This window comes from Amycolatopsis sp. La24 (genome assembly GCF_029087445.1).
GTDB lineage: Bacteria > Actinomycetota > Actinomycetes > Mycobacteriales > Pseudonocardiaceae > Amycolatopsis > Amycolatopsis nivea.
In genome coordinates this window covers 367826-379736 of the sequence record NZ_JARACH010000001.1, presented here as the reverse complement: position 1 = coordinate 379736, position 11911 = coordinate 367826, and the positions used below count along the sequence as shown (strand labels likewise).

Here is an 11911-nt window from a genome sequence, read left to right as displayed (position 1 = left end):
TTTCAGCGGGTGTGCGCGGAGGTCTGGGCGGTGCCGAGGTGCGGAAGGATCTGCTCGCCCACGACGTCGAGATAGCCGGAGCCGGCCACGTCCGGGACGGTGAACAGGAAGTGGCCGATCCCCGCGGCCTGGTACTCGCGGATCTGCTCGACGCAGGACTCGGCGGAGCCGGTGATGAGGCCGCTCTCCGGGATGGACTTGAACCGCGCGCGCAGCTGCTGCTGGACCGCGGGCGACTCGGTGGGGGCGAGCAGCGTCGTCACCGACAGCTCGAGGGTCGAGGGATCGCGATCGATCGCCTCGCACTCCCGGTCGAGCAATTCCCGGCGCTCAGCGCATTTTTCGGCGGGCCACCACCGGACGTTGACGCCGTTCGCGTGCCGGACGGCGATGCGGCTGACCCGCAGCCCCTCGCCGCCGATCCACAGCGGCGGATGCGGCTTCTGGACGGGCGGCGGGTCGCAGATCGCACCGTCGATCGTGTAGAAGCCGCCGCTGAACCGGGGGTTGGCCTCGGTCCAGACGCTGCGCATCACCTGCAGCGACTCGGCGAGCGCCGAGACGCGGTCACCGGTCGGCGGGAACGGGATCCCGTAGGCCTCGAACTCCTGCTGGAACCAGCCCGCTCCCAGCCCCAGGTCCACGCGCCCGCCCGAGATCACGTCGAGGGTCGCGGCCATCTTGGCGAGGACGGCCGGATGGCGGTACGAGTTGCACAGCACGCTGGTGCCCAGGCGCAGCGAAGTCGTGTCGCGCGACAACGCCGACAGCGCCGTCCAGCACTCCAGGAGCGGGATCGACGACGGACCCTGCGCCGCGGGCGCGGCACCGCTGACGTCGTCGGCGATCCCGGCATCGCGGACGTAGTCGTCGGGGCTGAGGGTCAGGAAGTGGTCGCAGAGCCACACAGAGTCGAACCCGTGGGACTCCGCCGCCCGCGCGACGCGGGTCATGTCCGGGTAGTTGCCCACGGACAGGCCGCGGATGGTGAGGGCGAGGATCAGCCCGACGTGCGGGCCGTCCCCGCCGGCGCGCCCCGGCGTGCCGGGATCGGCTTTCGTCATGGACCCAACCTTTCTGTTCTCTCGGTCATGCCGACCGTCCCGTTCGCGACGACGCGGGGAAGCGTCACCGCGAAGCCGTAGCGGTCCGGCCGGTAGTGGAAGACCACGACCTCCAGCGGGCGGTTGTCGTGGTCGAAGCTGACGCGGTCGAGGACGAGGACCGGTGCGCCCTCGTCGACGCCCAGCGCCGCCGCGACGTCCGCGGACGCGCCAGCGGCGTGGATCTCATGCCGGGCTTCCGCGATGCGCGTGCCCAGCCGCTGCTCCCACATCGTGTAGGTGGTCTCGGTGGCCGGTTCGGCCGAACGCAACGGCTCGGCGGCGTCGAGCACCCGGGTCGGGAGGTGGATCGTCACCAACGCCACGGGTTGCTCGCCGTCGCCGTAGCGGCGGCGGACAGTGAGCACCTCGCGCTCCCCCAGCGTCCGCGCGACATACGGCGGCGCGGGCTCGACTCCGAAGCTCAGCACCTCGATCTGCGGGGTGACGCCGCGGTCGAGCAGGACCTCTGTGATCGTGCGAACCCCGGACGACAGCTCCTGGTCCAGCGGTTCGGACACGAACGTGCCCAGCCCTTGCCTGCGTACGACCCAGCCCTCCCGCTCGAGGGCGCCCACCGCGGCGCGGACGGTGATCCGGCTCAGACCGGACTCCGCGATCAGCTCTTTCTCGGTGGGCAGTCGTGCGCCCGGGGGCAATTGCTGCTTGACGATCGACGCCTTGATCTGTTCGGCCAGTTGCGCCGTGGCCGAGGTGCGACCGCGCTGGATCCGCAGGTCGGCTTCCGTCAGGTCGAGGCGCGGTTCGGAGTTTTCGGAGGATGTCATAAGTCGTATTGAACCCGGCGGCGGCCACCCTCCGCGCCGCGACCTGCCGCCGGGACCAGGCACCGGGCAGGCGACCCGCGTCTCGGCCTTGACTCCTTGCATAAGACGTTTTATAACGTATTACCCATAGGGATGCAAGAGGCGCCCCGACCGACCGACTGGAGAGACGCCATGGCCGACGAGAGCCCCGTGACCGTGATCGCCCGCTTCACCCCGACGTCCGAAGCCGCCGGCCGGCTGCGGGAACTGCTGGAGGGGATGGTGGCTCCGACCCGCGGCGAGGCGGGGTGCCGCTTCTACAACCTGTTCGCTGCCCAGGGGGACAATGCGGAGTTGGTGCTCCTCGAGTGCTACGAGGACTCGTCCGCGCTGGAGGCGCATCGCGCGTCAGCGCATTACAAGAACTACCGCGCCCAGCTTCCGGACTTGCTCGCGGCACCGCTCAGCGTCACCGTTCTCGCCCCGATCGACGCGCTCGACTGATCACCCGGACATCGAGTCTTCAGCTCAACGGAGAGCAAAGGAGAGCATTGTGTCCGATCTGGAGAGCGGCATACGCGATCGAGCCGTGACCCTGCGCAGGATCGACAAGGCCAGCCGCCGCGCGCTCGTGGCGTCCTGGCTCGGATGGACATTCGACGGGTTCGAGACGTACGCACTCGTCCTCGCGGGTTCGGCAGCCGTTACCAGCCTGGGGACCAGCGGCCAGCTCGAACGACTGCCCGCCTACGTCGGCGCGCTGGTGGCCGCGACCCTGCTGGGGTGGGCCCTGGGCGGGATCGCCGCCGGCTTCGCAGCCGACTACCTCGGCCGCCGCCGCACCCTGATGATCTCGATCCTCTGGTACGCGCTGTTCACCAGCCTGACCGCCTTCGCGCCCGGCTACTGGTGGCTGCTGGCTTTGCGCTTCGTCACCGGCATGGGCCTTGGCGCCGAGTGGGGCAGCGCGACGGCCCTCATCGGCGAACTGTGGCCCGACCGCTCCCGCGGACGGGCAGCCGCCGTGTTGCAATCCGGGTTCGGCGTCGGCGCCGTGCTCGCGGCCCTGGCCTGGTTTCTCCTTCAGCCGACGGGAAACCAGGCCTGGCGGTATCTGTTCCTCATCGGCGCCCTGCCCGCACTGATCGTGCTTTACGTGCGCCGGGCCGTCCACGACCCGGAAATGTGGACAGAGATCCGCGAGCGCAGGCGCAACGCCAAGGCCACCGCTGCCGGCGGCGGACAGGTCAGCCCAGCGGACCGCGAGCTCCTGCGGTCTCCGTTCACGGCGGTGTTCAGCCAGCCGCACCTGCGCCGGCGGGCCCTGCGGCTCCTCCTGATCACCGTGGTTTCGGTCATCGGCCTCTACAGCGTGTCGGCCTGGATCCCGCAGTACACCGGCCAGCTCGCGAAGAACGCGGGACTGCCCGCCGGCGAGTGGGCCGCGAACGCGGGCCTGGTGTTCAATGCCGCGTCCGTGCCGGGGTACCTGCTGCTGGGCTACCTGGCCGACAAGTGGGGCCGCAAGCCCACAATGCTGGTCTATTACGCGGGTTCGGCGTTGATCCTCCCGATCTTCTTCTTCGCCGTTTCGACGCCCGGGGTTGCCCTCGTCGCCGCCGGCGTCGCCGGGTTCTTCATCCTGGGCCAGTTCGCGTGGATGCCGATCTACCTGCCAGAGTTGTTCCCCACGGCGGGGCGGGCAACCGCGATCTCGACGGTGTTCAATTCCGCCCGGATCGCGGGCTCGCTCGTCACGCTCACCGCCGGCCTGCTCATCAGCCTGCTCGGCAGCATCTCGGCCGCGGCGACGACGATCGGAGTGACGTCCTACGCGATCGCACTCGGCCTGATCTGGTTCGTCGGACCGGAAACCAAGGGACAGCCTCTCCCCCGCTGAGCCCGCCGTTCGCGTGTGGGTCGCGAACCAGCGGTTCGCGACCCACACGCGTCGGCCAACGGGTTGAGCCGCGGAGGAACCTGGCGGGGTTCTCAGGCCGGTTCGTCGGCCGATGCGTCGCAGCCGAGTTCGAGGCTCTGCCGGAACAACGCGTGCTGGACGTTCGGGATCGCGTCGAGCATCGCGTCTTCGTTGGCTTCGCGGGGAACTTCTCCCCACCGCTCCGACCACGCGTACTCCCGCGAGCTCGTCCAGCACGCCGCCGTTCACGGACCCGGCACCGGAGAGTCGGCTCTCCGCTCGATTTCCCAGCCCGTTCCGGCCAAGGCCCGACGCGCCCGTTCGAGGCAGTCTCGATGCCGGGAGGGCGGCCGAGCTTCGGCACGCGCCCCGGGGTCGTCCGGAACACTGTCCTCGGGCATCAACCCGCCCCCTTTCCGAAGATCCAGGACGTCCACCACACCACATCCGCGACCCGGCGGACATCTCGTTCTGAGACAGGCTCCGGCCGCGGGCCGCCCTACGCTTCGGCGACATCGAATTCCCGGAGGCGGGCCATGCTGGAGCTGGAGTATCGGAACCGGACGGTCGTTCTGCGGTTGCGGAACGGAAAGACCGGGTTCCTCGACGACAGCTTTCCCGACACGCTCGCCGCGGCGCTGGTCTACATCGGACCGCGGCCGGTCGTGCTGACGGGAACCGGCCGCTGGTTCGCGCCCGATCTCGGGGCGGGCCAACGGCCGGACGCGGCGCTGGCCGCCGTGCGCCGGCATCCGGCACCGGTCGTCGCCGCGCTGAACGGCGACGCGATCGGCTTCGGCTGCGCGCTTGCTGAAGCCGCCGATCTCCGCATCATGTCCGCGGGCGTCGTGCACCGGGCCGGTTGGCCGCAGCCGGTCGACGCGGCCGCCGCCGCACACGCCGGGCTCGTCGACCTGCTGTGCTCGCCGGCCCGGCTGCTCGGTCTCGCCGTGCGCTTGGCCAACTGCACCGCTTCCGCCGCGGCGGCGTAATCGACGGTGCCGGGTCCGCCCCGAAGGAGCGGACCCGGCACCGGACCCCCGCGCCCTAGTAGATGTTGGACGGGCGGACCATGCCCTCGGCCAGGTCTCCGAATCCCGGCGCGATGATCGACCCCGGATTGACCACGACCTGCTCGACCACCGCCGTCTCCGTCGTGATCACCAGCGCTGCGATGGACGCCGCGCTCTCCAGGGCCGAACGGGTCACCTTGAGCGGGTCGATCACGCCCGCGGCGAACAGATCGCAGTACTCGCCGGCCAGCGCGTCGAATCCGTTGCCGGCGCCCAGTCCCGCGACGCGTTCCCGGACTTCGGCGCCCTCGTACCCGGCGTTCTCGGCGATCCAGTGCAACGGCTCGCCGAGCGCCCGCAGCACGATGTCGCGGCCGTGCGCCGCGTCGCCGGTCAGGTCCAGGTCCACCTGCTGCGCAGCTTGCGCGAGCGCCGCACCGCCGCCCGCGACCACGCCTTCCTCCAGCGCGGCCCGAGCCGCGGCGAGCGAGTCCTCGACGCGCAGCATCCGCTCCTTGAGTTCGACGCTCGTCGCGGCCCCGACCCGCACCAGGGCGATCCGGCCCGACAACCGCGCGATCCGGAGCCGCAGGCTGTCCTGGTCGTGCTCGATCCGGGCGCGTTCCAGCTGCTTCTCCAGCTGGCTGATCCGGGCGCGCACCACGTCCTCGGCCCCGGCGCCGCCGAGGATGGTCGTCGAGTCCTCGGTGATCGTGATGTGCGCGCAGCGGCCCAGGTCCCGTTCGGTGACCTCGGCCAGCGTCACCCCGGAGTCGTCGCTGACGACCCGGCCGCCGAGCGCCGCGGCCAGGTCTTCCAGTTCCGCGATCCGCCGGTGCCCGAACCCGGGCGCGCGGACGACGGCCGCCGCGAACGTGCCGTGCACGTTGCCGCTGACGATCAGCTGCAGTGCCGGGCCGTCGACGTTCTCCGCCAGCACCACCAGCGGCCGGTCTACCCGGCGCGCCGCCTCGACCGTCGGCATCAGGTCCTGCACCTGGCTGATTTTCTTGTTGGTCAACAGGATGACCGGCTCGGCGAAACTGACTTCCATCCGGTCCCGGTCGGTGACCATGTACGGCGACGTGTACCCGTGGTCGAACTCGATCCCGTCGGCGAGCTCCACGCTCAGCCCGGGCTGCTCGGACTCCTCGATCTCCACGACGCCCGCCCGGCCGACCGCGGCGAGCGCCTGGGCGATCACCCGCCCGATGCGCTCGTCGTCGCTGGCCGCCAGCGTGGCGATCCGCTCCAGCTCGGTTTCGCCGGACACCGCGACCGCCGATTTCCGCAGGTGCTCCACGACCGCGTCGACGGTCTCCTCGATCCCCCGCCGCACCCGCATCGGATTCGCGCCGCCGCTCAGCGCGGCCAGGCCCTCGCGCACCATCGCCTGCGCCAGCACGGTGGCGGTCGTCGTCCCGTCGCCCACCGCGCCGTTGGTCTTCATCGCGACTTCCTTGACCAGCTGGGCGCCCATGTTCGCGAACGGCTCGCCCAGCTGGATCTCCCGGGCGATGGTCACCCCGTCGTTGGTGATCGTCGGCGGTCCGGTCAGCTTCTCCAGCACCGCGTTGCGCCCCTTCGGGCCCAGCGTCGCCTTCACCGCGTCGGCCAGGGTGTTGACCCCGAGCTCGAGCTGGCGCCGCGCGTCGACGCCGAACCTCAGCTCCTTCGCCATGATGGTCTCCGTCCTTTCCTTGCGGTTTCAGGGAATGAGGATCGCGCGGCCGCGGACCCGGCCGGCGCTGAGATCGTCGATCGCCTGCTGGAAGTCGTCCAGCCGGTACCGCGCGGTGTGCAGCTTCACGCTGCCCTGCGCGGCCAGCACCATCAGGTCCTGCAGGTCGGTGTACGAGCCGACGAGATTGCCGACGAAGTTGATCTCGGTGGAAATGATGTCGATCGTCGGCACGTCGATGTTCTCGCCGTAGCCGACGACGTAGTAGCTTCCCGCGCGTCGCAGCATCCGCACGCCTTCGGCGGTCGCGCCGCCCTCGCCGACGAAGTCCACCACCGCTTCCGCGCCGTGGCCGCCGGTCAGGTCCAGCACCGCGTCCACTTGGGACCCGTCGGCGACGATCGTGACGTCCGCGCCGATTTCCTTGGCCAGCTCCAGGGCGGCCGGGTTGCGGTCGAGCACGACGAGCGTCGCCGCGCTCATCGCTTTCAGGCACTGGATGCCGATGTGGCCGAGCCCGCCGGCGCCGATGATCACGCAGACGTCGCCGGGTCGCAGCTGTTTCGCCGCCTTCGCGGCCGCGTGCTGGGCGGTGAGCCCGGCGTCGGCGAGCGCGGCCACGTCGGCGGGTTCGAGACTGTCCGCCAGTTTCACGCACGACCGCGCGGACGTGCGGAGGTATTCCGCGTACCCGCCGTTCGTGTCGATCCCGGGGAAAGCCGACTGCTCGCAGTGCACGTCGTCGCCGAGCCGGCAGGCGCGGCACAACCCGCAGGTGATCAGCGGGTGGAGGATCACCTTGTCCCCCACCGCAACGTTGGTGACCGCGTCGCCGACGGCGTGCACCCAGCCGGCGTTCTCGTGCCCGATCGTGTAAGGCAGCGCGACGCCGGACTTCTCCGCCCACTGGCCTTCCAGGATGTGCAGGTCGGTCCGGCAGACGCCGGCCGCGCCCACCTTGACCACCACGTCGAGCGGACCGGCGGCTTTCGGCTCCTCGACCTCGCGCAGTTCGAGATTCCGGTGGTATCCGGTGACTTGGACGGCTTTCACGATCGGCTCCTCGAAGTGACGACGACCGGGGCGGTCCCCTCGGGATCCGCGTACCGGGTGGCGAGCAGGCCGCGGCAGAAATGCGCGTTGCCCTCGATGGAAATACGGGTCGCGGCGGCCAGCCGCAGCCACAGCGCGGTGTCCTGCTTCCCTACCGGAGCGGCGGTGTGGTCCACGACCACCCGCGCGTGCGCGTCGGTCGGCAGCCCGATCGCTTCCCGCCGGCGCAGCAGCGCGATTTTTAACCGGTCCTCCGGCAGGTCGAGCAACTCCAGCAGCGGCAGCTCTTCGAGCGTCCACGCGCCGCCGGCCAGCACGGCGCGGCAGCACCGTTCGACCGCGGCGAGGTGTGCTTTCCGCTGGAACGTGCGGCGGAGTTCGTCGAGGCTCTGCTCCGCCTCGACGCCGAACGTGCCGACGTATCCGGCGCGGGCCGCGACTCCGGCGTTGATCTTCGCCGAGTCGTGGTGGTCGTCCAGCACCACCCGGATCCGGCCCGCGTCGGGCAACGCCGCCAGCGCGTCGTAGGCGTCCGAGACCATCAGGTACGCGAAATTCGGCGCGCAGAACGAGGTCGGCAGCCGCAGGTGCACTTCAACGCCAGCGTCGTCTATCGTCACTGAGCGGACGAAGCCGAGTTCGGTCACCGGCTGGTCCAGCTCGGGGTCGAACACTGTCGCGAGCGCCGACAGGACCATCTCGTCCAGGGAAAGGGCGGCGGTGGTCATCGCGCACCGGCTGCGGTCTCGGCGGGCAGGCGCAGCTGCCGCGGCACCTCCAGGTCGTACAGCGCGGCCGCGTTCAGCCCCAGGATCTTTTTCTTCTGTGCCACGGTGATCTGCGGGTACTCGGGCAAGTCGGCCGGGATCTGGAAGTCCACGAACTTCTCCACCAGCCACTGCGGAGTCCAGAGCGCGTAGTCGCTGCCGAAGAGGATCCGGTCCTCGCCGATCCAGTAGAGCAGTTCCCCGATGATCTGCGCGAAATACTTCGGGCGGGCGTGGATGAACGGCATCGCCACCGCCAGCCCGCCGTACACATTGGACTCCTGGGTGGCGATCCAGCAGAAGTCCTCCAGCCGCGGCAGGCCGACGTGCTCGACGATGAAGTTCAGGTCGAGGTAGTCGGTGGCCACGTGGTCGATGTCGGCCACGTCGAACGCGTCGCGGTCCAGCGGCCGGATCGTCGGTCCCTTGTGGACGTGGATGTTCTTGATGCCGAGCTTCAGGCACTCTTCGAGGTAGCGCCGCGACCACGGGTCGTCCAGCCGGTAGCCGCGGGAATCGCCGTGCCACTCGGCGGTGTAGAGCTTCACGCCCTTGAGCCGCATCTCCTCGGCGTCGCGGCGGAGCTGCTCCAGGCCGGCCTCGCCGTCGCGCGGGTCGTAGGCGTGGTTGTAGGTCAGCTTGCCGGGGTGCTGGCGCACCAAGTCGAGGCATTCGCCGGTCTGGCCGAAGTTGTTCCGGTAGAAGTCCCGCAGCAGCGTGGCCTGAAAGATCGCGTGGTCGACGTGGCCGTCTCCGAACACGTCTTTCACGAACCGCTCGGTGCCGTAATAGGTGTAGGTGTCGTAGTCCCAGGTCACCTCTTCCGGGCTGAGGTTGCGGTGGTAGTCGTAGAAGCAGTCGATGAACTGCTTCCCGTGCACGTTCTTGATGTTCGACTCCCGCGCGTCCCAGATGTGGACATGCCCGTCGACGACGTAGTACTGCTCGCCATCCTTTTCGTACATCGGAGATCCTCGCCCTTCGTTCGTGCGTTGCGGTGGGAACGCGGCGGCGGGCGGCTCGGCCCGCCGCCGCGCGGTTCGGGTCCGGGCTCAGCTCTGGGCCAGCAGGTCGAAACCGATGTACTCGGCGGCGTCCTCCGGGTTGGCGAAGAGCAGGGTGCGGTCGTCCAGGTGCACCATCCGGCCGTAGTGGGTGGAGCTGATCTCCTCGAAGACCGAGCCGTCGAACTCCTGGCCGAGCGCGTCGGTCAGCTCGGCGTAGTCGAACTCGAGCAGCCGGGTCCCGTCCACGCGGATCATCGACGGGTACTCGACGAGCTCGACCCCGTCCTTGCTGCCCATCACGTCCGCCACGACCCGGCCGACTGGGGTGTTCATCAGGGTCACGCCGCACATGTTCGAGATTTCGGTCTGCGCACCGAACTGCATGTCGCTCACTTCTCCAGCTCCTTCGGAACGTCGAGCCCGATCTCCTCGAGGAGCTGGGCGAACTTCTCCTTGCTCGCGGCGAGCGAATCGGCGAACGTGCGGGTTTTCTCCGCCGGCTGCGACCAGATCGGCTGCAGTGCCTCGGCCGCGGCCAGGCACCTCGGAACCCAGGTCGAGAGCCACTCGCCGAATAGCTCCTTGTTGGCGGCGCCGTGTTCGCCGTCGCGGGCGAGCAGCTGGAACAGCGCCCGGGTGTAGGCGAGGTCGCGGCTGTAGTCGTATTCGCCGGTGCCGACCAGCGTCGGCGTCACGTAGTCGCCGTTCGCGGCCGAGATCTGCATGACCAGCTCGGACCGGAACAGCTGGCCGACGAGCTGTTCGAACACGACGTTGGTGGCGAACAGCAATTCCGCCCAGTCGCCGACCGCGGTCAGCTCCTCCACCGCGCGGCGGGTGGGCTGCCATTCCTCCGCCGACTGCCAGACCGCCCGGTGGGTGTCGCCGTCGAAGGTGTCCAGCGAGTCGGACAAGTCGAGGTTGAACAGCGCGAGGTCCTGGGCGAAGCGCATCTTGTGCGCGGCCGTGACCGCCACCGCGGTATTGATCATGTTGGTCGGGCCGGAGCGCTGGATCGAGGTGAACACGTGCAGCGCCATGCCGTTCTCGGCGTGCATCCACGCGCCGAGGTTGCGCGCGACGAAGGTCTGCCAGGCCGGCTTCCAGTGGCTGTAGGCTCCGGCGCGCTTGGCGTTCTCCAGGCTCAGCGCGACCTGGCGCACGACCGCGGAGTTGTTGCGGTAGAGCGTCTGCTCCCACTCCTGGTTCGGGTCGAGGAACGCGTGCCAGTTCGAGGACTTCGCCCGCGTCCACTCGTGCGGGTAACCGCCCGGGCCGTCGCCGAAGCCGTAGATCCAGCCCTGGCTCAGGTGCCGGTCCGGGTCCGGCTGCACGTCGACGGTGACGTCCTCGTACACCGTCGCGCGGAGCTTGGCGGGCGTGAAGTAGTTGTAGCTGCGGCTCTTCGAGCTGGGGAATTCGAGCGCCCCGGCTTCGGAGTCGGTGAACTCCACTTTCGGGAAGCTGCGTGTCGCGGTCGGACTGCTCGCCATCTGCTTTCTCCTCTTACTGGTCGTCACTGACCGAGGTCGTGAACTTGTCGTAGAACACCTGGTCGTCCGGAACGCCTTGCCGGGACGCGAGATCGAGTGCGGCGTCGACCATCGGCGGCGGCCCGCACAGGTACACCTCGCTGCGGTGCAGCTCGGGCTCCGCGGCCTCGACGACGTCGGTGACCAGACCCGGTTCGGCGACCACCCCGAGGTCCGCGCTGCCGTCCGCCGATTCCGACAGCGCCACGACGAACCCGAAGTCCGCCAGCCGGCCGCCCAATGCCCGGATCTCGTCGAGGTAGAACAAATCCGCGGCGGTCCGGGCGCCGTAGTAGAACCGGATCCGCCGGGAGTCGCCGGTTTCGGCGAGGTGCCGCAGCAGGCTGAGCACGGGTGCCATTCCCGCACCGCCCGCCAGCAGCACCAGCGGCAGCACGTGGCCCTTCTTCAACGTGAAGTTCCCGTACGGTCCGCGCAGCCGCAGGGCGTCCCCGACCGCGAGGCCGTTCTCCAGCAGCGCGGAGAACCGCCCGCCCGGGTACTTCTTGATGAGGAATTCCAGCTGCCCGGTCGTCGCGGGCGTGGTCGCCATGGAGAACGACCGGCACTCCTCGGTGCCCGGGATGGTCAGCTCGGCGTACTGGCCCGCCTTGAATTCGAGCGGGCTCGCGGTGGCGAGCCGGAGGCCGACGATGTCGTGCGTGTGCGGCACGATCTCGGCGACCTCGGCGGTGATCTCCTGCAGCGGAGCCGAATTCAGCAGTTCGTCCTCGTCGAAGTTGAGCAGTTCGATCGTGCAGTCGCTGTAGGCGTGCGCCCGGCACAGCAGCAGGTAGCCCTCCTCGACCTCCGCGTCGTTGCACGCGAACGTCGAGTACCGCTCCATCTGCAGGTCGCCTTCGAGCACATAGGACTTGCAGGCCGAGCACTGGCCTTCGCGGCAGCCGTGCATGAGGTGGACGCCCTGGCGGAACGCGGCGTCCAGGATCTTCTCGTCCTCGGTGACCTCGATCTCGACACCGACCGGTTCGAAGGAGATGCGGTGCTTGTCGCCCATGGGTTTCTCGATTCTTCCGGCGGGGTCCCGCGGCCGTGCCGGCCGCGGG

General features: G+C 69.5%; 12 protein-coding genes. 3 read left to right on the top strand and 9 right to left on the bottom strand.

Features of this window, described 5'->3' with window-relative positions:
- Positions 1–2: 2 nt before the first annotated feature.
- Together PUT80_RS01925 and PUT80_RS01920 are read right to left on the bottom strand one after the other, a co-directional pair.
- Positions 3–1064 (bottom strand): TIGR03619 family F420-dependent LLM class oxidoreductase, encoded by a 1062-nt coding sequence (locus tag PUT80_RS01925; RefSeq protein WP_037806055.1) that lies wholly within the window; start codon positions 1062–1064, stop codon positions 3–5.
- Positions 1061–1891, bottom strand: coding sequence for a GntR family transcriptional regulator (locus PUT80_RS01920; protein ID WP_037806054.1), 831 nt, complete (start codon positions 1889–1891; stop codon positions 1061–1063). The genes PUT80_RS01925 and PUT80_RS01920 overlap by 4 nt, the downstream gene beginning before the upstream one ends.
- A 171-nt stretch (positions 1892–2062) precedes the next feature.
- Here PUT80_RS01920 and PUT80_RS01915 point away from each other — a divergent pair, with 171 nt between their 5' ends.
- The 3 genes from PUT80_RS01915 (at position 2063) to PUT80_RS01905 (ending at position 4783) form a co-directional block, all read left to right on the top strand.
- Entirely contained in the window at positions 2063–2374 is a 312-nt protein-coding gene (locus tag PUT80_RS01915; RefSeq protein ID WP_037806051.1) for a putative quinol monooxygenase, read from the top strand.
- Between the two features lie 49 nt (positions 2375–2423).
- Entirely contained in the window at positions 2424–3770 is a 1347-nt protein-coding gene (locus PUT80_RS01910) for an MFS transporter (RefSeq protein WP_275290872.1), read from the top strand.
- Positions 3771–4327: 557 nt separating this feature from the next.
- Positions 4328–4783, top strand: a complete 456-nt coding sequence (locus tag PUT80_RS01905) for a hypothetical protein (RefSeq protein ID WP_275290871.1) — start codon at positions 4328–4330, stop codon at positions 4781–4783.
- Positions 4784–4838: 55 nt separating this feature from the next.
- Here the strand turns inward: PUT80_RS01905 and groL are convergent, their stop codons facing one another.
- From groL to PUT80_RS01870, 7 genes are all read right to left on the bottom strand, one after another.
- Positions 4839–6485: a chaperonin GroEL gene (groL, locus tag PUT80_RS01900; protein WP_275290870.1), complete on the bottom strand. Its 1647-nt coding sequence runs from the start codon at positions 6483–6485 to the stop codon at positions 4839–4841.
- A 27-nt stretch (positions 6486–6512) separates the two neighbouring features.
- Positions 6513–7538: an NAD(P)-dependent alcohol dehydrogenase gene (locus tag PUT80_RS01895; protein ID WP_275290869.1), complete on the bottom strand. Its 1026-nt coding sequence runs from the start codon at positions 7536–7538 to the stop codon at positions 6513–6515.
- Complete coding sequence (locus PUT80_RS01890; RefSeq protein ID WP_275290868.1) at positions 7535–8266, bottom strand: iron-sulfur cluster assembly protein; 732 nt, start codon at positions 8264–8266, stop codon at positions 7535–7537. The genes PUT80_RS01895 and PUT80_RS01890 overlap by 4 nt, the downstream gene beginning before the upstream one ends.
- Positions 8263–9270, bottom strand: a complete 1008-nt coding sequence (locus PUT80_RS01885; RefSeq protein WP_275290867.1) for an amidohydrolase family protein — start codon at positions 9268–9270, stop codon at positions 8263–8265. The genes PUT80_RS01890 and PUT80_RS01885 overlap by 4 nt, the downstream gene beginning before the upstream one ends.
- 87 nt (positions 9271–9357) lie before the next feature.
- Complete coding sequence (locus PUT80_RS01880; protein ID WP_081685137.1) at positions 9358–9696, bottom strand: MmoB/DmpM family protein; 339 nt, start codon at positions 9694–9696, stop codon at positions 9358–9360.
- Positions 9697–9701: 5 nt separating this feature from the next.
- A complete protein-coding gene (locus PUT80_RS01875) occupies positions 9702–10805 on the bottom strand; it encodes an aromatic/alkene monooxygenase hydroxylase subunit beta (RefSeq protein WP_275290866.1) in 1104 nt (367 codons plus the stop codon).
- Positions 10806–10818: 13 nt separating this feature from the next.
- Positions 10819–11862: an FAD-binding oxidoreductase gene (locus PUT80_RS01870; protein ID WP_275290865.1), complete on the bottom strand. Its 1044-nt coding sequence runs from the start codon at positions 11860–11862 to the stop codon at positions 10819–10821.
- Positions 11863–11911 lie beyond the last annotated feature (49 nt).

Bases quoted from the DNA above. Each gene is read 5' to 3' on its own strand.
- PUT80_RS01875 (WP_275290866.1), bottom strand. From the start codon at position 10,805: ATGGCGAGCAGTCCGACCGCGACACGCAGCTTCCCGAAAGTGGAGTTC.
- PUT80_RS01890 (WP_275290868.1), bottom strand. From the start codon at position 8,266: ATGACCACCGCCGCCCTTTCCCTGGACGAGATGGTCCTGTCGGCGCTC.
- PUT80_RS01920 (WP_037806054.1), bottom strand. From the start codon at position 1,891: ATGACATCCTCCGAAAACTCCGAACCGCGCCTCGACCTGACGGAAGCC.
- PUT80_RS01870 (WP_275290865.1), bottom strand. From the start codon at position 11,862: ATGGGCGACAAGCACCGCATCTCCTTCGAACCGGTCGGTGTCGAGATC.
- PUT80_RS01905 (WP_275290871.1), top strand. From the start codon at position 4,328: ATGCTGGAGCTGGAGTATCGGAACCGGACGGTCGTTCTGCGGTTGCGG.
- PUT80_RS01885 (WP_275290867.1), bottom strand. From the start codon at position 9,270: ATGTACGAAAAGGATGGCGAGCAGTACTACGTCGTCGACGGGCATGTC.
- groL (WP_275290870.1), bottom strand. From the start codon at position 6,485: ATGGCGAAGGAGCTGAGGTTCGGCGTCGACGCGCGGCGCCAGCTCGAG.
- PUT80_RS01915 (WP_037806051.1), top strand. From the start codon at position 2,063: ATGGCCGACGAGAGCCCCGTGACCGTGATCGCCCGCTTCACCCCGACG.
- PUT80_RS01925 (WP_037806055.1), bottom strand. From the start codon at position 1,064: ATGACGAAAGCCGATCCCGGCACGCCGGGGCGCGCCGGCGGGGACGGC.
- PUT80_RS01880 (WP_081685137.1), bottom strand. From the start codon at position 9,696: ATGCAGTTCGGTGCGCAGACCGAAATCTCGAACATGTGCGGCGTGACC.